Raw genomic sequence first — 21321 nt, forward strand, 5'->3', positions numbered from 1 at the left:
TCGCCTGCCGCGCAATGCGATTCCTGCGACAATCTCGCATTGGCCCGGATTCTAACGTATGCGCCGCTATTCCACGACCGCCGAGCAGGCCCCCGACCCCGCCTCGGTCAAGCTCTTCCCCGTCCAGCGCGCCCCCCGCAGCGACTGGCAGACCGTCCGCAACCTGCTGCCCTATGTCTGGCACTACAAGTGGCGCGTGATGCTGGCACTGGTGTGCCTGGTCGCGGCCAAGGTGGCCAACCTGGGCGTGCCGGTGCTGATGAAGCGCCTGATCGACAGCATGAACCTCGCCGCCGGCGATCCGCGCGCATTGCTGGTGGTGCCGGTGGGGCTGATTGTCGCCTACGGCATGTTGCGGCTGTCGGCGACGCTATTCACCGAGTTGCGGGAAATCCTCTTTTCCAAGGTCACGCAGAGCGCCGTGCGCGAGATCGCGCTGCAGGTGTTCCGCCACCTGCATGCGCTGTCGCTGCGTTTCCACCTGGACCGGCAGACCGGCGGCATGAGCCGCGACATCGAGCGCGGCACGCGCGGCATCCAGTCGCTGATCTCGTATTCGCTGTACAGCATCCTGCCCACGCTGGTGGAGATGGGGCTGGTGATCGGCTTCTTCATCCTGCACTACGACGTCTGGTTCGCCGCGATCACCGGCTGCGCGCTGGTGAGCTATATCGTCTTCACCATCGTCGTGACGGAATGGCGCACGCACTTCCGCCGCAAGATGAACGAGCTGGATTCGCGCGCCAACCAGAAGGCGATCGATTCGCTGCTGAACTTCGAAACGGTCAAGTACTTCGGCAATGAGGAATACGAAGCCCGGCGCTACGACGAGAACCTGCTCAATTACCGCGCCGCGGCGATCCGCTCGCAGAATTCGCTGTCGTTCCTGAACTTCGGCCAGCAGGTCATCATCGCCGTGGGGCTGATCCTGATCCTGTGGCGGGCCACCGTGGGCGTGGTGGACGGCAAGCTGACGCTGGGCGACCTGGTGCTGGTCAACACGCTGATGATCCAGCTCTATATCCCGCTGAACTTCCTCGGCGTGATCTACCGCGAGATCAAGCAGGCGACCACCGACATGGACCGGATGTTCGTGCTGCTGGGCACGCACCAGGAAGTGGCCGACACGCCCGGCGCGCAGCCGCTCAGGGTCAACGGCGCGCAGGTGCGGTTCCGCGACGTGCGCTTCGGCTACGAGCCGGACCGCACGATCCTGGATGGCGTGGATTTCAATATCGCGGCCGGCACCACGACCGCCGTGGTCGGCCACAGCGGCTCGGGCAAGTCCACGCTGGCGCGGCTGCTGTTCCGCTTCTACGACGTCAACAGCGGCGCGATCGAGATCGACGGGCAGGATATCCGCGCGATCACGCAGGACAGCCTGCGCCGCGCCATCGGCATCGTGCCGCAGGACACGGTGCTGTTCAACGACAGCATCTACTACAACATCGCCTACGGCCGCCCCGACGCCACGCGCGAGGAAGTCATCGCCGCGGCGCGGGCGGCGCAGATCGACGCCTTTATCCGCGAGTTGCCGCAGGGCTACGACACGCCGGTGGGCGAGCGCGGCCTGAAGCTGTCCGGCGGCGAGAAGCAGCGCGTGGCGATCGCGCGCACGCTGCTGAAGAACCCGCCGGTGCTCGTCTTTGACGAAGCCACCTCCGCGCTCGACTCGCGCACCGAGCAGGCGATCCAGGCCGAACTGATGCGGCTGGCGCAAAACCGCACCACGCTGCTGATCGCGCATCGACTGTCCACCGTGGTGCATGCCGACCAGATCCTGGTGATGGACCATGGCCGCGTGGTCGAGCGCGGCACGCATGCCGAACTGATGCGCGCGCGCGGCCGCTATGCGGAGATGTGGGATATCCAGGCCCGCGCCGCCGCGCAGGGCGGCGAGGCCGAACGCAGCGCCGACGCGCTCGCCGTCGACGTGGGGGACGCCACGCAGGACGCGTAACAGCGCGCGCGCACCAAAGCGCGGCAGCCATTGGGCAGGTGACGCGCCCCGGCGCGCGGTGGATAATCCGGCGTCATGGAAATCAAATGGCTTGAAGACTTTGTCAGCCTGGCCGAGACGCACAGCTTCTCGCGCTCGGCCGAGCTGCGCCACGTGACGCAGCCCGCATTCTCCCGGCGCATCCAGTCGCTGGAGGCGTGGGTCGGCACCGAGCTGATCGACCGCTCCAGCTATCCCACCAGCCTGACGGCGGCCGGCAAGGTGTTCTACGAGCAGGCACTGGCGATGCTGGCGCAGGTCAGCGAGACCCGCGCGCTGATGCGCGGGCAGCGCTCGGCCAACGCGCAGGTGCTGGAGTTCGCGGTGCCGCATACGCTGTCGCTGACGTTCTTCCCGGAATGGCTCAAGGCGCTGGAACGCAAGATCGGCACGCTGCCGTGCCGGCTGCGCGCGCTCAACGTCCACGATGCGGTGCTGATGCTGGTCGAGGGCGGCTGCGACCTGGTGATGGTCTACCACCACGCGCGCCAGGCCATCCAGCTCGATCCGGCGCGGTACGACATGCTGGTGCTCGGTACCGAGCGGCTGTCGCCGTACAGCGTGCCGGACGCCGCCGGCAAGCCGCAGTTCCGGCTGCCCGGCACCGACAAGAAGCCGGTGCCGTTCCTGAGCTACACCCCCAATGCTTTCCTCGGCCGCATGGTCGACCTGCTGCTGTCGGATACCGCCGAAGCGCTCAAGCTCGACAAATGCTACGAGACGGACATGGCCGAGGCGCTCAAGGTGATGGCGTTGTCCGGCCATGGCATGGCGTTCCTGCCCGAGAGCGCGGTGCGGGAGGAGGTGGCCCAGGGCAAGCTGGTGCGGGCGGAGTCGGCGCGCGGGCTGCCGTTGTCGATCGACATGGAGATCCGGCTGTATCGGGAGAAGCCGGGGGAGAACGGCGGGGAGCGACGCGGTGCGGGCGCACGGCGCAAGCGGCAGCTGGTGGACCAGGTATGGTCGACCTTGTCGGAAACCTGACGCGCACCAAAAACATCGTTGACAAGTCACCCTCAAACGTTATGCGCATCTTGCATAACCGGATGAGCAAACGGCATTGGATTCCGGCAGGCCGCCAAGCCTAAGCTTGCGGCCATCCTCCACCCCGGAACCAACCGATGTCCTCCGCAGCACCGACCAACATTGCTGGCCAAAAGCACGCACTCCCGTCCTACCTCAACGCCGACAACCTCGGCCCCTGGGGCATCTACCTGCAGCAAGTCGATCGTGTCACGCCCTACCTGGGCTCGCTGGCACGCTGGGTCGAAACCCTGAAGCGCCCCAAGCGCGCGCTGGTCGTCGACGTTCCCATCGAGCTGGACAACGGCACCATCGCCCATTTCGAGGGCTACCGCGTGCAGCACAACCTGTCGCGCGGCCCGGGCAAGGGCGGCGTGCGTTTCCACCAGGACGTGACGCTGTCGGAAGTGATGGCGCTGTCGGCATGGATGTCGGTGAAGAACGCCGCGGTGAACGTGCCCTACGGCGGTGCCAAGGGCGGCATCCGCGTTGACCCGCGCACGCTGTCGCACGCCGAGCTGGAGCGCCTGACGCGCCGCTACACCAGCGAAATCAACATCATCATCGGACCGAGCAAGGACATCCCGGCGCCGGACGTCAACACCAACGCCCAGGTGATGGCATGGATGATGGACACCTACTCGATGAATTCGGGCAGCACCTCCACCGGCGTGGTGACCGGCAAGCCGATCTCGCTGGGCGGCTCGCTGGGGCGCCATGAGGCGACCGGCCGCGGCGTGTTCGTGGTGGGTTCGGAGGCTGCGCGCAATATCGGCCTGGAAATCAAGGGCGCGAGCGTCGCCGTGCAGGGCTTCGGCAACGTGGGCGCCGTGGCCGCCAAGCTGTTCCATGAGGCCGGCGCCAAGGTGGTGGCGGTGCAGGACCACCGCACCACGCTGTTCGATCCGGCCGGCCTGGACGTGCCGGCGATGATGGAATACGCCGCGCACAACGGCACCATCGAAGGCTACCGCGGCGAAGTCCTGCGCACCGAGCAGTTCTGGGAAGTCGACTGCGACATCCTGATTCCGGCCGCGTTGGAAGGCCAGATCACCGCCAAGAACGCGCCGCTGATCAAGGCCCGCCTGGTAATCGAGGGCGCCAATGGCCCGACCACCCCGGAAGCCGACGATATCCTGCGCGAGCGCAATATCCTGGTGGCGCCGGACGTGATCGCCAACGCTGGCGGCGTAACCGTTTCCTACTTCGAATGGGTGCAGGATTTCTCCTCGTTCTTCTGGACCGAAGAGGAAATCAACCAGCGTCTGGTACGGATCATGCAAGAGGCGTTCCGCGCAATCTGGCAGGTGGCGCAGGATAACAAGGTGACGCTGCGCACCGCGGCGTTTATCGTCGCCTGCTCGCGGATCCTGCAGGCGCGCGAAATGCGCGGCCTGTATCCCTGATCGCAGGGTGCGGGTGAACCGGAACGAGGCGCGAAGCACTGGCATGGTGCGATGCAGCAGCCGATCCGGTTCCCAGCTTCATGACCGCCAGACGCGGTCTCCGGCTAGCGCCGGAGACCGCGTTGTCGTATCCGGACGACGTGCGCACCGATTGCCCTGAATAAGGGTTCTAGGAGAAAACCCAGTTGTATTGCGGCGGATGCTGCGCAATACTGTTTCACCAGAGGGGGTTTTATCTCAAGAATCCCGCTTTCTCTTCTATGGTCAAGGAGATGTTATGAATTTTGCCAAGTTGGCTTCCCTGATGATTGCCGCCGGGGTGATGTGCGGAACGGCTCAGGCAGCTGAACAACTGACGGGCACGCTGAAGAAGATCAAGGACACCGGCGTGATTACGCTGGGCGTGCGCGAGTCGTCGATTCCGTTCAATTACAACCTGGGCGGCGTGCGCCAGGTCGGCTATTCCTACGATATCAACATGAAGATCGTGGAAGCCATCAAGGACCAGCTGAAGCTGCCGAACCTGCAGGTCAAGGAAATCCCGATCACCTCGCAGAACCGCATCCCCCTGCTGCAGAACGGCACCATCGACATGGAGTGCGGTTCGACCACCAATAACCTGGAACGCCAGAAGCAGGTCGCCTTCACCAACTCCATCTTCATCATCGGCACGCGCATCATGGTGAAGAAGGATGCCGGCATCAAGGACTGGGCCGACCTGAAGGGCAAGAACGTCGTCACCACCGCCGGCACCACGTCGGAGCGCCTGCTGCGCAAGATGAACGACGAGCAGAAGCTGGGCCTGAACATCATCAGCACCAAGGATCACGGCCAGTCGTTCCTGACGCTGGAATCGGGCCGTGCGGTGGCCTTCATGATGGACGATGCGCTGCTGTACGGCGAGCGCGCCAAGGCCAAGAACCCCGCCGACTGGATCGTGGTGGGCAAGGCCCAGTCGCGCGAGTCGTATGGCTGCATGATCCGCAAGGACGACCCGCAGTTCAAGAAGCTGTCCGACACCGTGATCTCCGGCATGATGAAGGACGGTTCGGTCAACACGCTGTACACCAAGTGGTTCATGCAACCGGTTCCGCCCAAGGGCCTGAACCTGGACTTCCCGCTGTCCGAAGACATGAAGGCCCTGATCAAGGCGCCGAACGACAAGGCGCTGGACTGATCTGACCGGGACAGCAGTGCGAAACGGAAGGCATGTCCTTCCGTTTCTTTTTGAGGACGCAACATGAACTACAACTGGCATTGGGGAGTCTTCCTCGAACAGGCCGCCCAGAACGAGACCTACCTGGACTGGATGATCTCCGGCCTGAAGGTCACGATCGCGCTGGGACTTTCGTCCTGGGTCATTGCCCTGGTCATCGGCTCGGTGCTCGGCGTGCTGCGCACCGCGCCCAACAAGTGGCTGGCCGGTTTCGCCGCCACCTACGTCGAGATCTTCCGCAACATCCCGCTGCTGGTGCAGCTGTTCATCTGGTATTTCGTCATGCCCGAGCTGCTGCCCGGCGGCGAGGCGATCAAGCAGATGAACCCGTTCGCGCAGCAGTTCCTGGCCGCCATGCTGTGCCTGGGCACCTTCACGGCCGCGCGCGTCTGCGAGCAGGTGCGCTCGGGCATCAACTCGCTGGCGCGCGGGCAGAAGAACGCGGGCCTGGCGATGGGCTTCACGCTGCCGCAGACGTACCGCCACGTACTGCTGCCGATGGCGTTCCGCGTGATCGTGCCGCCGCTGACTTCCGAATTCCTGAACATCTTCAAGAACTCGGCAGTGGCGTCGACCATCGGCCTGCTGGAGCTGGCCGCGCAGGGCCGCCAGCTGGTGGACTACACCGCGCGCCCGTATGAATCGTTCATCGCGGTTACGCTGATGTACGCGCTGATCAACATCACGGTGATGCTGCTGATGCGCTGGGTCGAGGCCCGCACGCGCGTGCCGGGCTTCATCGGCGGCAAGTAAGGGGGCGCCATGGCTTATTCCTTCGATTTCACCTCGATCAACCCGAGCACGTTGCACGTGCTGGGCGAGGGCATGATGGTCTCGCTCAAGATCACCGTCACCGCGGTGGTGGTCGGCATCATCTGGGGCACCATCCTGGCGATGATGCGGCTGTCGTCGTTCAAGCTGCTGAACTGGTTCGCGCAGGGGTACGTGACTATCTTCCGCTCCATCCCGCTGGTGATGGTGCTGTTGTGGTTCTTCCTGATCATTCCGCAGGTGCTGCAGGGGATCTTCAACCTGTCGCCCGCGACCGATCTGCGCATGACCTCGGCGCTGGTGGCGTTCGCGTTGTTCGAGGCGGCGTACTATTCCGAGATCATCCGCGCGGGGATCCAGAGCGTGTCGCGCGGGCAGATGTTCGCGGCGCAGGCGCTGGGCATGACCTACGGGCAGTCGATGCGGCTGGTAATCCTGCCGCAGGCGTTCCGCAACATGGTGCCGCTGTTGCTGACCCAGGGCATCATCCTGTTCCAGGATACGTCGCTGGTGTACGTGAGCGCGCTGGCTGACTTCTTCGGCCAGGCCTACGGCATCGGCGAGCGCGACGGGCGTATCGTCGAGTTGCTGCTGTTCGCCGGCCTGGTGTACTTCATCATTTGTTTCTCCGCTTCGCTGCTGGTCAAGCGTTACCAGAAAAAGGTGGCTGTATGATCGAAATCAACAATGTTTCCAAGTGGTACGGCTCCTTCCAGGTGCTGACCGACTGCACCACCAAGGTTGCCAAGGGTGAAGTGGTGGTGGTGTGCGGCCCGTCGGGTTCGGGCAAGTCCACGCTGATCAAGACTGTCAACGCACTGGAGCCGTTCCAGAAGGGCGACATCCTGGTCGACGGCACCTCGGTGGGCAATCCCAAGACCAACCTGCCCAAGCTGCGTTCGCGCGTGGGCATGGTGTTCCAGAACTTCGAGCTGTTCCCGCACCTCTCGATCACCGAGAACCTGACCATCGCGCAGATGAAGGTGCTTGGCCGTTCGAAGGACGAGGCAATGGCCAAGGGCCTGAAGTACCTCGAACGCGTGGGCCTGAAGAGCCAGGCCGAGAAGTACCCCGGCCAGCTGTCGGGCGGCCAGCAGCAGCGCGTGGCAATCGCGCGCGCGCTGTCGATGGACCCGATCTGCATGCTGTTCGACGAGCCGACCTCCGCGCTGGACCCGGAAATGGTCAACGAAGTGCTGGACGTGATGGTGCAGCTGGCGCAGGAAGGCATGACCATGATGTGCGTGACGCACGAAATGGGCTTTGCGCGCAAGGTGGCCAACCGCGTGATCTTCATGGACCAGGGCAAGATCGTCGAAGACGCCGACAAGGAAGAGTTCTTCGGCAATATCGAAGCCCGTTCGGAGCGCGCGCGGCAGTTCCTGTCGAAGATCCTGCACCACTGAACGGACTGCCAGCCATATGAAAAAGGGACGCCGCGGCGTCCCTTTTTCATATGTGCCGGGCGGCTCAGGTACAAGCCGTATTGGCGGCGTTCTTGGCCTGGACTTCGGGCGGGATCGGCACGGTCAGCGTCATCACCGGACGCCCGTGCTCGAACATGATCAGCTCGCCCGGGGCGAACTGGGTCCAGGTCTCGTTGTCGGTCAGCGGAGCGGTGGCGATCACCGCAACGCGGTCGTCCGGCGTGGTCACCTGGGCGAAGTCGATCGACAAGTCCGCATCAATCAGGTGCGCGGTCGAGAATGGCCACTCCCGCACGATGTAGTACAGACGGGTAGAGCAGTGGGCAAACAGTGCCTGGCCGTTGCTCAGCAGGAAATTGAATACGCCATGCAGCGTGATATCGCGTGTGATATCGGCCAGCGCATGGCCGAGTTCATTCAGCGGCGGTTGCGAGCCCGGGAAGCGCTTGCGCAGGCCTTGCATCAGCGTGCAGAAGGCCAGTTCGCTGTCGGTATCGCCCACCGGCTGGTACACGCCCGACAGGAACGGCGAAAAATTCAGCAGGTCGCCGTTGTGGGCAAAGATCCAGTGCCGGCCCCACAGCTCGCGCATGAACGGGTGGCAGTTCTCCAGCAGCACCGTTCCCTGCGTGGCCTTGCGGATATGCGAGATGACGTTCTTGGACTTGATCGGGTAGCGCTTGATCAGGTCAGCCACCGGCGACGTGCCGGCGGACTGGTTGTCGATAAACAGGCGGCAGGCCTTGTCTTCAAAGAAGGCGACACCGAAGCCGTCGGCGTGGTGATCGGTCACGCCGCCGCGGGCGGCGAAGCCGGTAAAGGAGAACGTCACGTCGGTCGGCGTGGCGCAGTTCATGCCTAGCAACTGGCACATATCGGGGCACCGGTCGGCAGCGGGCTGCCGCTTTGCAATAGAATGCAGACATTATCCCGCGCGCCCGGGCCGCTGCCAAGCAACCCGCGGGCGCTCCAGTGCGGTGCCAACGGCGCCACCATACCTGCTAGCAATCCCGAGAACGATGAGCCAATACAAGATTGCCGTGATTCCCGGAGACGGAATCGGCACGGAAGTCATGCCCGAAGGCATACGCGTGATGGACGCCGCGGCGCGCCGCTTCGGCATCGGCTTCCAGTGGGATCACTTCGATTTTTCCAGCTGCGACTATTACGCCCGTCACGGCAAGATGCTGCCCGACGACTGGTTCGACACGCTGGTCAGGTACGACGCCATCTACTTCGGCGCGGTCGGCTGGCCGGATACGGTGCCCGACCACATCTCGCTGTGGGGCTCGCTGCTGCAGTTCCGCCGTTCCTTCGACCAGTACGTCAACCTGCGCCCGGTGCGGCTGATGCCCGGTATCCGGAGCCCGCTGGCGGGCCGCGAGCCTGGCGACATCGATTTCTACGTGGTGCGCGAGAACACCGAGGGCGAATACTCCAGCATCGGCGGCCGCATGTTCCCCGGCACCGACCGCGAGATCGTGGTGCAGGAAACGGTGATGAGCCGCACCGGCGTCGACCGCATCCTGAAGTTTGCCTTCGAGCTGGCGCATAAGCGCCCGAAGAAGCACCTGACGTCGGCCACCAAGTCAAACGGCATCTCGATCACAATGCCGTACTGGGACGAACGGGTCGAGGCAATGGCCGCAAATTATCCCGGCCTGAAGGTTGACAAGTACCACATCGACATCCTGACCGCCCATTTCGTCCAGCACCCGGACTGGTTCGACGTGGTGGTCGCCAGCAACCTGTTCGGCGACATCCTGTCCGACCTGGGGCCGGCCTGCACCGGCACCATCGGCATTGCCCCGTCGGGCAATATCAACCCGGACCGGACCTTCCCCAGCCTGTTCGAGCCGGTGCACGGCTCCGCCCCGGACATCGCCGGGCGCGGCGTGGCCAACCCGATCGGCCAGATCTGGTGCGGTGCCATGATGCTGGAACACCTGGGCCATGACGAGGCCGGCGCCGCCGTGCTGGGCGCGATCGAGAAGGTGCTGGCCGCCGGGCCGGAGCACGCGCCGCTGACGCGCGATATCGGCGGCAAGGCCGGTACTGCAGACCTGGGCCGCGCTATCGCGGAGGCGCTGTGAGCGCCGCGTTCGCGGGGGACGCCCGCGCACTGCTGCTCGAGACCTTCCACGCCGCCGTGGCGGCGGCCGACCCGCTGCAGATCGTCGCGCAGCACCTGCCACCGCCGCACGCCGGTGGCCGCACGCTGGTGGTGGGCGCGGGCAAGGCCGCCGCGTCGATGGCCGCCGCGGTCGAGCGCGCCTATGCCGGCAAGGCTACGCTCGAAGGGCTGGTGGTCACGCGCTACGCGCACGGCATGCCGACCGACCATATCCGAGTGATCGAGGCCGGCCACCCGGTGCCGGACGAATCGGGCGAGCAGGCCGCGGCGGAGATCCTTGCGGCGGTGCAATCGCTGACGCCGCAGGACCGGCTGCTGGTGCTGGTTTCGGGCGGCGGTTCGAGCCTGCTGTCGCTGCCGGCCGAGGGCATTCCGATGGCCGACCTGAAGGCGACCACCAGGGAATTGCTGCGCTGTGGCGCGCCGATCACCGACATGAACATCGTGCGCAAGCACATCTCGCGCATCCAGGGCGGCCGGCTGGCGCAGGCGAGCCAGGCGCCGGTGACCACGCTGATTGTCTCGGACGTGGCCGGCGACGATCCCAGCGCGATCGCCTCGGGCCCGACCGTGGCCGACCCCAGCACCTTCGGCGACGCGCTGGAGATCCTGCGCCGCTACGGCGCGCAGGTGCCGGCCAGCGTGCAGTCGCACCTGGAACGCGGCGCGCGCGGCGAGGTGGCCGAGACGCCCAAGCCTGGCGATCCCTTGTTCGATCGGGTCGACAACATCATGATCGCGACCGCCCACGGCAGCCTGGAAGCCGCCGCGGCGCTGTTCCGCGCACGCGGCATCACGCCAGTGGTACTGGGTGACACGGTGACGGGCGAGGCGCGCGAAGTGGCGCGGGTCTATGCCGCGCTGGTGCGCGAGATCCGCGCGTACAATGCGCCGTTCGCCACGCCCGTGGCGCTGATTTCCGGAGGTGAGTGCACGGTCACTTTGCCGGCCGGCGGCGGCGCGGGCAAGGCGCGCGGCGGGCGCTGCTCGGAGTTCCTGCTGTCGCTGGCGGTCGAACTGGCAGGCATGCCCGGGGTGCACGCGATCGCGGCCGACACCGACGGCATCGATGGCTCGGAAGACAACGCCGGCGCGCTGGCCGACCCGACCACGCTGGCGCGTGCCGAAGCCGCCGGCCGGCCGGGGCAGCGCCAGCTCGACGCGCACGACGCCTGGGGCCTGTTCGATGCCATCGGCGACCTGGTTGTCACCGGACCCACGCGCACCAACGTGAACGATTACCGCGCCATCCTGATTCTCTGATTCTGAAAAAGCGCCCGCCGCCGTTCCCCGCGGCGGGCCCAAGCAAGCCATGACCCAGAAGCTCACCATCACCCGCCCGGACGACTGGCACCTGCACCTGCGCGACGGCGCGGCCCTGGCGGCTGTACTGCCCGACACCGCCCGCCAGTTCGCCCGCGCGATCATCATGCCGAACCTGAAGCCTCCCGTGACCACGGTGGAGCAGGCGCAGGCCTACCGTGCCCGCATCCTGGCGGCGCTGCCGGCCGGCATGCAGTTCGAGCCGCTGATGACGCTGTACCTGACGGACAACACCAGCCCCGAGGAAATCGTCGCGGCCAAGGCCAGCGGCTTCGTGCACGGTGTCAAGCTGTACCCGGCGGGCGCTACCACCAACAGCGACGCCGGCGTGACCGACATCCGCCGCTGCTACGCTGCGCTGGAAGCGATGCAGCGTGAAGGCCTGCCACTGCAGGTGCACGGCGAAGTCACCGATCCGGCCATCGATATCTTCGACCGCGAGGCCGTGTTCATCGATCAGGTGATGACCCCGCTGCGCCGCGACATGCCCGAGCTGAAAGTGGTGTTCGAGCACATCACCACCAAGGATGCCGCCCAGTACGTGCTCGAAGCCAGCGGCCCCGTCGGCGCCACCATAACCGCCCACCACCTGCTGTACAACCGCAACGCCATCTTCACCGGCGGCATCCGTCCGCACTACTACTGCCTGCCGGTGCTCAAGCGCGAAACCCACCGCGAGGCGCTGGTCGCGGCCGCTACCTCCGGCAACCCGCGCTTCTTCCTGGGCACCGACAGCGCGCCGCACGCGCGCGGCCTGAAGGAACACGCCTGCGGCTGCGCCGGCTGCTACACCGCGCTGCATGCGATGGAGTTGTACGCCGAGGCCTTCGATGCCGCCGGCGCGCTGGACAAGCTGGAAGCCTTCGCCAGCTTCAACGGCCCGGCCTTCTATGGCCTGCCGCGCAACACCGGCACGCTGACGCTGGAGCGTGAAGACTGGCAGCTGCCGGCCGAACTGCCGTATGGCGACACCACGCTGGTGCCGCTGCGCGGCGGCGAAACGCTGCGCTGGAAGGCGCGCTGATCGCTGCGGCGTTGCAAGCCGGAGCAATTGCGGCGGGCGAATCCTTCACCGCCGCGCTGGCCGGGATCGACTGGTCCCGGCCATGGTTCCAACCCTTTATCCCGCGCGGTGCAGCGCTCGCCGCGGCAGTGCAGGGCGGCGCCGACCTGCGCGCGCTGCTCGATGCCCAGGCTGAGGCACTGGGCTTGCAAAATGCGCGCGGGCTGCCGCTGCGCTTTATCCCCCAGCAGGACTTGCCCGAGGGCAGCGCCTATGAAGCGCATATCCTCGCCACAGGCGAAGTCCCGACGCGCGACAACCTCCACGATTTCTTCAATGCGCTGGTCTGGCTGCATTTCCCCCAAGCCAAGCGCGTACTCAACCAGATCCAGGCCACGGTGATCGCGCGCGAAGGCGTGCGGACCGCGCGCGGCGGCGTACGCGACGCGGCCACGCTGTTCGACGAGAACGCAGTGCTGTTCCTGAGCGAGGGCGACGAATACGCCGAAGCGCTGCGCGGGTTTGCCTGGCGGCAACTCTTTGTCGCGCAGCGCGACGCGTGGGGTACCGCGTGCAGGGTGGTGCCGTTCGGCCATGCACTGCTGGAAAAGCTGGTGCAGCCGTACAAGGGCGTGACCGCCCATGCCTGGACGCTGCCGCTGATGCCGGGTGGCGCGCTGGACAAGGCGGTGGCATTGTCGCTGGAACAGGCGGCTGAAACCGGCACGCTGCGCGGCGGCCGCTGCTTTGCGCCATTGCCGGTAATGGGCATTCCGGCATGGTGTGACGATAACGCCTCGCCTGATTTCTATGCCGACACCACGGTATTCCGGCCCGGGCGCATGCGGGATTTACCCCGGCAACCCGATTGAATCGGTGTTAGACTGCGGCCCGCAAAGCAGGCCAGGCAACCGCTGCCTGCACCGCAAGGTGCAGGGGGAGGAAAGTCCGGACTCCACAGGGCAGGGTGTTGGCTAACAGCCATCCACGGCAACGTGCGGAATAGGGCCACAGAGACGAGTCTTGCCGCCGGGTCCGCCCGGCGGGAAGGGTGAAACGCGGTAACCTCCACCTGGAGCAATCCCAAATAGGCAGGCGATGAAGCGGCCCGCTGAGTCTGCGGGTAGGGAGCTGGAGCCGGCTGGTAACAGCCGGCCTAGAGGAATGGTTGTCACGCGCCGCTGGCCGCAAGGCGGGCGGTGCGCACAGAATCCGGCTTATCGGCCTGCTTTGCTTCAGTCTTCGGCATGACCCGGCGCCCGCGCGGCACACCGGGCCGGCCACCTTTCATCAGCCTTCGACGATTTCCAGCGTGTGCGTGATCTCGGCCGTCTTGGCCAGCATGATCGACGCCGAGCAGTACTTCTCGTGCGACAGCTTGATCGCGCGCTCGACTGTGGCGGGGTTGAGATTCCTGCCGGTCACCACAAAATGGAAGTTGATGCGGGTGAAGACCTTGGGGTCTTCGCTGGCGCGCTCGGCCTGCAGCTGCACGCTGCAGCCGCGCACGTCCTGGCGGCCGCGCTTGAGGATCAGCACCACGTCATAGGCAGTGCAGCCGCCCGTGCCGACCAGCACCATTTCCATCGGCCGCGGCGCCAGGTTATGGCCACCACCCTCGGGCGCGCCGTCCATCGCAACGATATGGCCGCTGCCGGTTTGGGCCACGAAGCTCATGCCGTCGGCGCCCATCCATGTTACTTTGCATTCCATTCTGTTCGTTCCTGTCGCTTATGTTGTGGGATTGCGATCACTATCGCGTGATCTCGCATCTTGCAATTCCCAGTATATGGCATCGTCAAGTTCGGGCGCGGGCTGCCGATAACCCTATAAAATCCGAGGGTTTCCTCTAATGTGACGGCTCTGTGACAACGGTCTTTCGCGCATAACCAATTGTTTTAAAAGGAAATTATGATGTTGGTGGGGCGGGGATGGTCATCCCGCCATGCGAAACCCCATTTCGCAGTACAAATTTCCCTTGCATCAGGGAAAACCCCATGTATAATTTCAATCATTGAACGACGGCGCTGACAGCGCGCCAGAGTGCGAAAGCGAAGCCTCCCGGATACGCCAGCCGCACCGCCCGCAGGTCCCCCGTCGATCTCCAAGTGTCTCCTCCACCCTCCTCCTTTGGTGGATTCAAACCCAAGCTAAACCAGCTTGGGTTTTTTTTTCGCCCTGCGCGGATGCGATGCGGTTCCTGCGGCCAGAGTGGTGCTCGCTGCCCAGGCAAGCGATCTGTTGCAACGATCTTGACGAAAACCACAGTCTTTGCTTGTGCCAGCCCGACCGCCGCCATTATAATCGTGGGCTTTTCCGTCATGCCCGCGGGAAAGATGAGCAGCATCCGGCCAGTCCCCAGGACGGGCCACAAGACTTGCAGGGGCGAGTACAAGCCTTCGCGAGTCGGATTCGGGCACGAACTAATAGTCAGGAAAAATCATGAAGACCTTTTCCGCCAAGCCTCATGAGGTAAAGCGCGACTGGTACGTGATTGACGCGACGGACAAAGTCCTCGGCCGTGTCGCCAGCGAAGTGGCACGCCGTCTGCGCGGCAAGCACAAGCCGGAATTCACTCCGCACGTCGACACGGGTGATTACATCATCATCGTCAATGCAGCCAAGCTGCGTGTCACGGGTACCAAGGAAACGGACAAGAAGTACTATCGCCATTCGGGTTACCCGGGCGGTATCTACGAAACGACGTTCGGCAAGATGCAACAGCGTTTCCCGGGCCGTGCCCTGGAAAAAGCTGTGAAAGGCATGCTGCCGAAGGGTCCGCTGGGCTACGCGATGATCAAGAAGCTGAAGGTTTACGCCGAAGCCGAGCATCCGCACGAAGCGCAGCAGCCCAAGGCGCTGGAAATCTAAGGAGGCCAATCCATGATCGGTAACTGGAATTACGGTACTGGCCGCCGCAAGAGCGCTGTGGCTCGTGTCTTCATCAAGTCGGGCAAGGGCGACATCGTCGTCAACGGCAAGCCCATCAAAGAGTATTTCGCTCGCGAAACCTCGCTGATGATCGTGCGCCAGCCCCTGGAACTGACCGCCCACGGCGAAACGTTCGACATCAAGGTCAACGTGACCGGCGGTGGCGAAACCGGCCAGGCCGGCGCAGTGCGCCACGGCATCACCCGCGCCCTGATCGACTACGATGCGACCCTGAAGCCGGCCCTGTCGAAGGCTGGCTACGTCACGCGCGATGCACGTGAAGTCGAACGTAAGAAGGTCGGCTTCCACAAGGCGCGTCGTCGCAAGCAGTTCTCGAAGCGCTGATGCGTTTTCGCGGTTCCGGTCCTGCCGGATGCCGCGAAATCCAAAGAAACCGCACGCTGGCCGTGCGGTTTTTTTTCGACTGCGTCCTGCGGATTCGCATCCGGCCGTTGAAAATAGCGGTGGGCCCCCAGACTTTTGTGGGGTATGCGCTGCACGCGGCTACAATCACGCCCTGTCGCCATCGGCAAGCCGTCTGCCATGGCGATGCGCCCCGGGCCGTCGGGCCTGGTACGAACGAGAGAGGAGTGAGCGATGCTGTTTTCTAAGAAGAAGGGCCTTTCGATCGATACGCTGATCGGCGCAGACACCGCCATCGACGGCGACCTGGTGTTTGCCGGTGGCCTGCGGCTGGACGGGCGTGTGCGCGGCAACGTCACCGCCGCGCCGGGCAAGGCAAGCATGCTGGTAATCAGCGAGAAGGGCATGGTCGAGGGCGAGATCAGCGTCGGCCACCTGGTGCTGAACGGCACGGTGAAGGGGCCGGTGCATGCGACCGACCTGCTGGAACTGCAGCCACAAGCCCGCGTGCTGGGCGACGTGCGTTATGCGGCGCTGGAGATGCACCAGGGTGCGCTGGTCGAAGGAAGGCTGGTACCGCTGGCACAGGGCACAGCCGGTGAAATCAAGGCGTTGCCCAACGTGGTCGATGCCGGAGCGGTCACAGAAGTGACGGGAGAGGCGGCTGATGCCGATGCCGCGGATGAGGAAACTCCGCCAGTCGTAGCCAGTCCCACGGAAAAGGCCGCGTGAGCAGCCTGCTGCACGTCCGGAAACCCTTGAAAACAAAGGGGTTCGGCACGATCTTTCAGTAGCGCTTAGAATACAGGCGTATCTAAACAGGAGAACCCCCCATGAACGCAGTCGCAGAGGCACCCGTTACCGAGGACGTGCCGGCACCGTTCGTCTTTACCGACAGCGCCGCCGACAAGGTCAAGCAGTTGATCGAGGAAGAGGGCAATGCCGAGCTGAAACTGCGCGTGTTCGTGCAGGGCGGCGGCTGCTCGGGCTTCCAGTACGGCTTCACCTTCGACGAGGAAGTCAACGAAGACGACACCACCATGGTCAAGAATGGCGTCACCCTGCTGATCGACTCGATGAGCTACCAGTACCTGGTGGGCGCCGAGATCGACTACAAGGAAGACATCAACGGCGCCCAGTTCGTGATCAAGAACCCGAATGCCTCGACCACCTGTGGTTGCGGCTCGTCGTTCTCGGTCTGAGCGGTTCCGGCCCCCAAAAAACGCACCTTCGGGTGCGTTTTTGTTTTGTGGGCATGGTTACTTGCAGGCGCGCCAGACCACCGGAAACCAGTCCTCGCGCAAGCGCTCTCCGGTCTGCTGGCCGATGCCGGGAAACGGCGGCGAGGTACGTCCCGGCCGCTGCATGAAGCGCACGTCGTCGCCCAGGAAACGCGCGGAGAATGCGCGCCGGCGGCCGGCGCCACTATTGCCCGCGGCACCGTGCACGGTGCGGAAGTCGAACACCACCGCATCGCCAGGCTCGAGTTCCGGCGCGAGCAGCGTGTGGCTGCCGTCCTCGACATCCGGCATGTCCATGAACGCACTGTCATCGTCGTCCTGGCTGCCATAGAAGCTTTCGTTGCTGGCCCAGCGCTTGGGCCGCACCAGCTTCGGCCAGCGATGCGAGCCGGCCACCACGCGCAGCGTATTGGCCTGCGTGACGGGATCCAGCGGGATCCAGTAGCTCGCGGTCTGGGCGCCGTCGACGCAGTAATAGGGCAGGTCCTGGTGCCAAGGCGTGGGCTTGGCCGTGCCGGGCTCCTTGACCAGGATGTGTTCGTGGAACACCTGCACGGCCTGCGATTGCATGATGCGGCCGGCGATGGACGCCGCCGGGGACCGCCGGATAAATGCATCGAACGGCGCGATTCGCTGCCAGTTGCAGTAGTCCTCGAAAAAGCGCCCGCCTTCGCCGGGCCGTACATTCTCGATGGCGAACGGCCCGGGTTCGGCCAGGTTCTGCGCGAAACCTTCGCGCAGCGGCTCGACCCAGTCAGCGAACGCGCCGCGCAGCACCAGCACGCCGTCGCGCTGGTAGGTATCGATCTGTTCCTGGGTGATTTCCATGGCGGGGGCTCCGTTTGGCGATGCTCGCAGTATCGGCATTTGCCATGGATAGGAAAAGCATATATTTCCTATGGTGTGATATAGGAAAACATGATCCCTTTCTCTTTCCGCCAGCTCGAGTACTTTGTCGCCGCCGCCGAGCACGGCAGCATCAGCGCGGCGGCACGCGCACGCCACGTGTCGCAGCCGTCTGTGTCGACCGCGATCGCACAGTTGGAAGACACGCTGGGAGAGCCGCTGTTCCGGCGCCAGGTCAGTCGTGGCCTGGCGCTGACGCCGGCCGGCCAGCGCCTGCTTGGCCGTGCGCGCGACATACTGGCGCTGGCGGCGGGCCTGACTGCCGACGAAGCGGGCGAGCGCGGCCTGAGCGGCCAGTTGTCGCTGACGTGTTTCCAGGACCTGGGGCCGTATTTCGTGCCGCGCCTGCTGGCCGGCTTCCGCGAGCGGCACCCCCGCGTCTCGGTGACCCTGTTCGAGGCCGACCTCTTCACCGTGCACCGCGCGCTGCAGGTCGGCAAGGCGGAACTGGCGCTGACCTACGACCTGGGCCTGGATGCCCGCACCGAGCGCTGCACGCTTGCGCAACTGCCGCCATACGCGCTGCTGCCTGCGGGGCACGCGCTGGCGCGCAGCGCGGACGTGAGCCTGGCCGACCTTGCCGGCGAACGTCTGATCCTCGAGGACATCCCGCAGACACGGGAATACTTCCTGTCGCTGTTCTGGGCGCATGGCCTGCATCCGGCGCCGCACCAGTACACCCAGACCTTCGAGATGCAGCGCGGGCTGGTCGCTCACGGCTATGGCGTGGCGCTGTCGTGCACGCGGCCGGCCGGCGACCACAGCTACGACGGCATGCCGATCGCCTGCCTGCCGCTGCGCGAGCCGGTGACGCCGCAGCGCGTGGTGCTGGCGCGCTCGCCGGCCATGCGCGCTTCGCCGCTGGCACAGGCATTCATGTTGTATGTGGAGGAGGGCGCCGCCCAGGCGAAAGCCGTTCAGCGCGGATAGATCGCGCCCAGCACGCGCTGCCCGGCAGCGCCGGTTACGGCAGGTACGTTGCCAGGCAGTCGCAGCGTGCACTGGCGCGCCAGCCAGGCAAAGGCGATGGCCTCCACCTGCGAGACCGGCACCCCGTAGTGTTCCGAGGTTTCGATGGCTACGCCAGGCAGCGCCTGCGCCAGCCGCGCCATCACGAAGGCATTACGGGCGCCGCCACCGCAAACCACAAGGCGCCTTGCGTCGCGCGCGTGGGTACGCACGTCGCGCGCGATGGCTTCGGCGGTCAGCGCCGCCAGCGTCGCCTGCACGTCGTCAGGCGCGAGGTGCCCGAAGGCCTGCAGTTGGCTATCCAGCCAGCCGGGATGGAACAGGTCGCGGCCGGTGCTCTTAGGCGGCGGCGCGCTGAAATAGGGATCCGCCAGACACCGCGCCAGCAGTGCATCGTCGACGCGCCCGCTGGCCGCCCAGTCGCCATTGCTGTCGAACGGCAGCCCGCGGTGGCGATGGATCCAATAGTCGAGCAGCGCATTGCCCGGGCCGCAATCGAAACCGCTGACGGCGCCGGTGGCAGGCAGGATGCTGATATTGGAAATGCCGCCGATATTGCAGGCGACGCGGGTCTCGGCGTCGCTGCCGAACAGCGCGTGATGCAGGGCTGGCACCAGCGGTGCGCCCTGGCCGCCGGCGGCGACGTCGCGGCTGCGGAAGTCCGCAACCACGTCGATGCCGGCCAGTTCTGCCAGCCGGGCCGGATGCTGGCTTTGCCGCGTGTAGCCGATACCGTCGTACAGGCCCGGCCGGTGACGGATGGTCTGGCCATGCGCGCCGATGGCGGCGACCGAGGCGGCAGGCACACCGGCCTCGCGCAGCAGCGCGGCCACGCAAGCGGCGTAGACCTCGGCCAGCGCATTGGCCGCCAGTGCCTCGCGGTGGATCTCGTCCTCGCCCGGCTGCTGCAGGGCGCCATATGCCGCGCGCAGCGACTCGGGGAAGGGTTCGCTGGCGGCGGCCAGTACCTCCGGCCGCGCGCCGCTGAAATCGACCAGCGCCGCATCGGCACCATCCATGCTGGTGCCGGACATGATGCCGATATAGCGTTCGCTGCCTGGCACGGGCTGGGTCACGGTCCGCGTCAGTTGGAAGCGGTCAGCACGTTGTAGGCGCGCAGCGCATTGATGCGGCTGAGCAGCCCGCTGGTGTAGGTCTGGAATTCCTGGCGCGACTTGCCGCTCAGCGGCGGGGATTCCATCAGCGTGATGGTCAGCGGGTTCTGCGGCACGTCATTGAAGCGGAACTCATAGTGCAGGTGCGGGCCGGTGGCCCAGCCGGTCGAGCCGACATAGCCGATCAGCTGGCCTTGCCGCACCGGCTGGCCCTGGCGCATGCCGGCAAAGCCGGACAGGTGCGCGTAGTAGGTCGAGTAGCCGTTGGCATGGCTCAGGATGACGATGTTGCCGTAGCCGTTCTGCTGGCCGACGAATTCGACCACGCCGTCGCCGGTGGCCAGCACCTTGGTGCCGGTCGGGGCGGCGAAGTCCACGCCCTTGTGCTGGGCCCAGTCGTGGTGCAGCGGATGCTCGCGGCCGCCGAAGCCCGACGACACGCGCGAGAACTCGACCGGCGAGCGCAGGAACGGCCGCTTCATGCTGCGTCCGTCGAACGTGTAATAGGCGCCGGCGCCATCCTTGCTGTCTTCCGGCGAGAACCACAGCGCCTGGTGCAGCTGGTTGCGGTTGATCAGCTCGATCGCGATCACGCGGCCGTTGCGCACGAAAGTACCGTCGCGGAAGCCCGCTTCATAGATGATGCGGAAGCGGTCGCCACTGGCGATATCGTGGTGGAAGTCGATCACGCCGGAGAAGATCGACAGCATCTGCTGCACGACCTCGTCGGGCACGTTGGCCGCATCCATGGCCTTGAAGAAGCCGGCGCCGGAAATCGCGCCCGACGCCATCTCGTAGTGCACGTCGTTGTCAACGCGCTGGACCTTGGCCTTGTAGGTGGCGCTGCCATTGCCGGCTGCCGCGCGCACACGCTCGATCACCAGTTCGCGCGAGGCCGCGGCGTCGCCGCCGAGGTTGGCCTGCAGCGACACCAGCATGTTGCTTTCATCGATCTCCGCCTGCACCGCCTGGCCGGGGTTCAGGCCGAACAGGCCGCGCGCGGCGGGGTTCTTGACGATAAAGGCTTGCGCATCGGGATCGTCCACGCCGAGACGGCGCAGCAGGCTGCCGATGGTGTCGCCACGCTGCATGCGCTCTTCGCGCACGTACACGGCCTGGCTGTCGGTCAGCAGGTCTAGCTGCTCGCGCACGTCGGGCATGCGCAGGGGCTGCTCGGTGCGCGGCGCGAGCGGATCATCGAAGGCGCTGCGCGGTGCAACGCCCATCGCCGCGGCCATGCCGAGCGTGAAGATCGCGCCCACCGAGGCAGTGAGTTGCTTGCGCCGGCGCGCATGCTGGGGGTTGGTTGGGTCAACGAGAACCACCAGCTCGCGCGCGAAAACTTCGCGGAGTCTTGACCACATCACGTAAAATTCAACCTTGGTCTGAGCACCGCTGCCGGAACGATGTGTCTCGTCTGCCTTCCTCCCCCGAGGTGCGGCGCGTGCTGTTCACTTTATCGGGCCACCTGCATCGGATCGCGGCCTCGATTCG

Annotated in this window: 22 protein-coding genes and 1 other RNA gene; 17 read left to right on the plus strand and 6 right to left on the minus strand. The window is 65.3% G+C overall.

All coding sequences use genetic code 11. From position 1 onward, the window contains the following. Positions 1 to 58: 58 nt before the first annotated feature. The 7 genes from K309_RS0122565 (at position 59) to K309_RS0122595 (ending at position 7821) form a co-directional block, all read left to right on the plus strand. Positions 59 to 1960: an ABCB family ABC transporter ATP-binding protein/permease gene (locus K309_RS0122565; RefSeq protein WP_029048538.1), complete on the plus strand. Its 1902-nt coding sequence runs from the start codon at positions 59 to 61 to the stop codon at positions 1958 to 1960. A 75-nt stretch (positions 1961 to 2035) separates the two neighbouring features. Further along, the gene (locus K309_RS0122570) at positions 2036 to 2983 is read left to right on the plus strand and encodes a LysR family transcriptional regulator (RefSeq protein WP_029048539.1); all 948 of its coding nucleotides are present in this window, start codon (positions 2036 to 2038) and stop codon (positions 2981 to 2983) included. Between the two features lie 137 nt (positions 2984 to 3120). Then, entirely contained in the window at positions 3121 to 4428 is a 1308-nt protein-coding gene (locus K309_RS0122575; RefSeq protein WP_029048540.1) for a Glu/Leu/Phe/Val family dehydrogenase, read from the plus strand. A gap of 277 nt (positions 4429 to 4705) precedes the next feature. Beyond that, a complete protein-coding gene (locus K309_RS0122580) occupies positions 4706 to 5605 on the plus strand; it encodes a glutamate/aspartate ABC transporter substrate-binding protein (protein WP_029048541.1) in 900 nt (299 codons plus the stop codon). Between the two features lie 63 nt (positions 5606 to 5668). Continuing rightward, positions 5669 to 6397, plus strand: coding sequence for an amino acid ABC transporter permease (locus tag K309_RS0122585; RefSeq protein ID WP_029048542.1), 729 nt, complete (start codon positions 5669 to 5671; stop codon positions 6395 to 6397). 9 nt (positions 6398 to 6406) lie between these two features. Beyond that, the gene (gene gltK, locus K309_RS0122590) at positions 6407 to 7090 is read left to right on the plus strand and encodes a glutamate/aspartate ABC transporter permease GltK (RefSeq protein WP_029048543.1); all 684 of its coding nucleotides are present in this window, start codon (positions 6407 to 6409) and stop codon (positions 7088 to 7090) included. Beyond that, positions 7087 to 7821: an amino acid ABC transporter ATP-binding protein gene (locus K309_RS0122595; protein WP_029048544.1), complete on the plus strand. Its 735-nt coding sequence runs from the start codon at positions 7087 to 7089 to the stop codon at positions 7819 to 7821. The genes gltK and K309_RS0122595 overlap by 4 nt, the downstream gene beginning before the upstream one ends. 64 nt (positions 7822 to 7885) lie before the next feature. Here K309_RS0122595 and K309_RS0122600 read toward each other — a convergent pair whose 3' ends face one another. Further along, positions 7886 to 8716, minus strand: coding sequence for a class II glutamine amidotransferase (locus tag K309_RS0122600; RefSeq protein ID WP_029048545.1), 831 nt, complete (start codon positions 8714 to 8716; stop codon positions 7886 to 7888). Positions 8717 to 8861: 145 nt separating this feature from the next. On the opposite strand from K309_RS0122600, the gene K309_RS0122605 reads away from it, so the two are divergent. The 5 genes from K309_RS0122605 to rnpB all read left to right on the plus strand — a co-directional run bounded on the left by K309_RS0122605 (position 8862) and on the right by rnpB (position 13538). Beyond that, entirely contained in the window at positions 8862 to 9935 is a 1074-nt protein-coding gene (locus K309_RS0122605; RefSeq protein WP_029048546.1) for a tartrate dehydrogenase, read from the plus strand. Then, the gene (locus tag K309_RS0122610; protein WP_029048547.1) at positions 9932 to 11239 is read left to right on the plus strand and encodes a glycerate kinase type-2 family protein; all 1308 of its coding nucleotides are present in this window, start codon (positions 9932 to 9934) and stop codon (positions 11237 to 11239) included. The genes K309_RS0122605 and K309_RS0122610 overlap by 4 nt, the downstream gene beginning before the upstream one ends. Positions 11240 to 11288: 49 nt before the next feature. Continuing rightward, positions 11289 to 12323 (plus strand): dihydroorotase, encoded by a 1035-nt coding sequence (gene pyrC / locus K309_RS0122615; RefSeq protein WP_029048548.1) that lies wholly within the window; start codon positions 11289 to 11291, stop codon positions 12321 to 12323. Between the two features lie 11 nt (positions 12324 to 12334). After that, complete coding sequence (locus tag K309_RS0122620) at positions 12335 to 13174, plus strand: DUF3025 domain-containing protein (RefSeq protein WP_232232454.1); 840 nt, start codon at positions 12335 to 12337, stop codon at positions 13172 to 13174. 23 nt (positions 13175 to 13197) lie between these two features. After that, positions 13198 to 13538: RNase P RNA component class A (gene rnpB / locus K309_RS39250), an RNA gene on the plus strand. 54 nt (positions 13539 to 13592) lie between these two features. Here rnpB and K309_RS0122630 read toward each other — a convergent pair. Both K309_RS0122630 and K309_RS41835 read right to left on the minus strand, forming a co-directional pair. After that, entirely contained in the window at positions 13593 to 14015 is a 423-nt protein-coding gene (locus tag K309_RS0122630; RefSeq protein ID WP_029048550.1) for an OsmC family protein, read from the minus strand. 298 nt (positions 14016 to 14313) lie between these two features. After that, a complete protein-coding gene (locus K309_RS41835; protein ID WP_156914420.1) occupies positions 14314 to 14649 on the minus strand; it encodes a hypothetical protein in 336 nt (111 codons plus the stop codon). Positions 14650 to 14744: 95 nt separating this feature from the next. Between K309_RS41835 and rplM the strand changes: the two genes are divergently transcribed. From rplM to erpA, 4 genes are all read left to right on the plus strand, one after another. Beyond that, positions 14745 to 15173 carry a 50S ribosomal protein L13 gene (gene rplM, locus K309_RS0122635; RefSeq protein ID WP_010813907.1) on the plus strand — a complete coding sequence of 143 codons (429 nt, stop codon included), beginning with the start codon at positions 14745 to 14747 and terminating at the stop codon, positions 15171 to 15173. A gap of 12 nt (positions 15174 to 15185) precedes the next feature. Next, positions 15186 to 15578, plus strand: coding sequence for a 30S ribosomal protein S9 (gene rpsI, locus K309_RS0122640; RefSeq protein WP_029048551.1), 393 nt, complete (start codon positions 15186 to 15188; stop codon positions 15576 to 15578). Between the two features lie 252 nt (positions 15579 to 15830). Then, positions 15831 to 16328 carry a bactofilin family protein gene (locus K309_RS0122645; RefSeq protein ID WP_029048552.1) on the plus strand — a complete coding sequence of 166 codons (498 nt, stop codon included), beginning with the start codon at positions 15831 to 15833 and terminating at the stop codon, positions 16326 to 16328. Positions 16329 to 16429: 101 nt separating this feature from the next. Next, entirely contained in the window at positions 16430 to 16798 is a 369-nt protein-coding gene (gene erpA / locus K309_RS0122650; protein ID WP_010813904.1) for an iron-sulfur cluster insertion protein ErpA, read from the plus strand. A gap of 57 nt (positions 16799 to 16855) precedes the next feature. On the opposite strand, the gene K309_RS0122655 is transcribed toward erpA, so the two are convergent. Further along, complete coding sequence (locus tag K309_RS0122655) at positions 16856 to 17665, minus strand: phytanoyl-CoA dioxygenase family protein (protein WP_029048553.1); 810 nt, start codon at positions 17663 to 17665, stop codon at positions 16856 to 16858. 90 nt (positions 17666 to 17755) lie between these two features. Between K309_RS0122655 and K309_RS0122660 the strand changes: the two genes are divergently transcribed. Continuing rightward, positions 17756 to 18673, plus strand: coding sequence for a LysR family transcriptional regulator (locus tag K309_RS0122660; protein WP_029048554.1), 918 nt, complete (start codon positions 17756 to 17758; stop codon positions 18671 to 18673). On the opposite strand, the gene K309_RS0122665 is transcribed toward K309_RS0122660, so the two are convergent. Beyond that, a complete protein-coding gene (locus tag K309_RS0122665; RefSeq protein WP_051320556.1) occupies positions 18661 to 19746 on the minus strand; it encodes an anhydro-N-acetylmuramic acid kinase in 1086 nt (361 codons plus the stop codon). The two genes, K309_RS0122660 and K309_RS0122665, sit on opposite strands and share 13 nt — an antisense overlap. 50 nt (positions 19747 to 19796) lie before the next feature. Then, positions 19797 to 21191 carry a M23 family metallopeptidase gene (locus tag K309_RS0122670; RefSeq protein ID WP_029048556.1) on the minus strand — a complete coding sequence of 465 codons (1395 nt, stop codon included), beginning with the start codon at positions 21189 to 21191 and terminating at the stop codon, positions 19797 to 19799. Positions 21192 to 21321 lie beyond the last annotated feature (130 nt).

Origin of the sequence: Cupriavidus phytohabitans (assembly GCF_000426345.1) — a bacterium.
Classification (GTDB): domain Bacteria; phylum Pseudomonadota; class Gammaproteobacteria; order Burkholderiales; family Burkholderiaceae; genus Cupriavidus.

Excerpts from the sequence above, each read along its gene's own strand:
- K309_RS0122565 (WP_029048538.1), top strand. The coding sequence starts at position 59 with ATGCGCCGCTATTCCACGACCGCCGAGCAGGCCCCCGACCCCGCCTCG.
- K309_RS0122570 (WP_029048539.1), top strand. The coding sequence starts at position 2,036 with ATGGAAATCAAATGGCTTGAAGACTTTGTCAGCCTGGCCGAGACGCAC.
- K309_RS0122575 (WP_029048540.1), top strand. The coding sequence starts at position 3,121 with ATGTCCTCCGCAGCACCGACCAACATTGCTGGCCAAAAGCACGCACTC.
- K309_RS0122580 (WP_029048541.1), top strand. The coding sequence starts at position 4,706 with ATGAATTTTGCCAAGTTGGCTTCCCTGATGATTGCCGCCGGGGTGATG.
- K309_RS0122585 (WP_029048542.1), top strand. The coding sequence starts at position 5,669 with ATGAACTACAACTGGCATTGGGGAGTCTTCCTCGAACAGGCCGCCCAG.
- gltK (WP_029048543.1), top strand. The coding sequence starts at position 6,407 with ATGGCTTATTCCTTCGATTTCACCTCGATCAACCCGAGCACGTTGCAC.
- K309_RS0122595 (WP_029048544.1), top strand. The coding sequence starts at position 7,087 with ATGATCGAAATCAACAATGTTTCCAAGTGGTACGGCTCCTTCCAGGTG.
- K309_RS0122600 (WP_029048545.1), bottom strand. The coding sequence starts at position 8,716 with ATGTGCCAGTTGCTAGGCATGAACTGCGCCACGCCGACCGACGTGACG.
- K309_RS0122605 (WP_029048546.1), top strand. The coding sequence starts at position 8,862 with ATGAGCCAATACAAGATTGCCGTGATTCCCGGAGACGGAATCGGCACG.
- pyrC (WP_029048548.1), top strand. The coding sequence starts at position 11,289 with ATGACCCAGAAGCTCACCATCACCCGCCCGGACGACTGGCACCTGCAC.
- K309_RS0122630 (WP_029048550.1), bottom strand. The coding sequence starts at position 14,015 with ATGGAATGCAAAGTAACATGGATGGGCGCCGACGGCATGAGCTTCGTG.
- K309_RS41835 (WP_156914420.1), bottom strand. The coding sequence starts at position 14,649 with ATGCTGCTCATCTTTCCCGCGGGCATGACGGAAAAGCCCACGATTATA.
- rplM (WP_010813907.1), top strand. The coding sequence starts at position 14,745 with ATGAAGACCTTTTCCGCCAAGCCTCATGAGGTAAAGCGCGACTGGTAC.
- rpsI (WP_029048551.1), top strand. The coding sequence starts at position 15,186 with ATGATCGGTAACTGGAATTACGGTACTGGCCGCCGCAAGAGCGCTGTG.
- K309_RS0122645 (WP_029048552.1), top strand. The coding sequence starts at position 15,831 with ATGCTGTTTTCTAAGAAGAAGGGCCTTTCGATCGATACGCTGATCGGC.
- erpA (WP_010813904.1), top strand. The coding sequence starts at position 16,430 with ATGAACGCAGTCGCAGAGGCACCCGTTACCGAGGACGTGCCGGCACCG.
- K309_RS0122655 (WP_029048553.1), bottom strand. The coding sequence starts at position 17,665 with ATGGAAATCACCCAGGAACAGATCGATACCTACCAGCGCGACGGCGTG.
- K309_RS0122660 (WP_029048554.1), top strand. The coding sequence starts at position 17,756 with ATGATCCCTTTCTCTTTCCGCCAGCTCGAGTACTTTGTCGCCGCCGCC.
- K309_RS0122665 (WP_051320556.1), bottom strand. The coding sequence starts at position 19,746 with ATGTCCGGCACCAGCATGGATGGTGCCGATGCGGCGCTGGTCGATTTC.
- K309_RS0122670 (WP_029048556.1), bottom strand. The coding sequence starts at position 21,191 with ATGTGGTCAAGACTCCGCGAAGTTTTCGCGCGCGAGCTGGTGGTTCTC.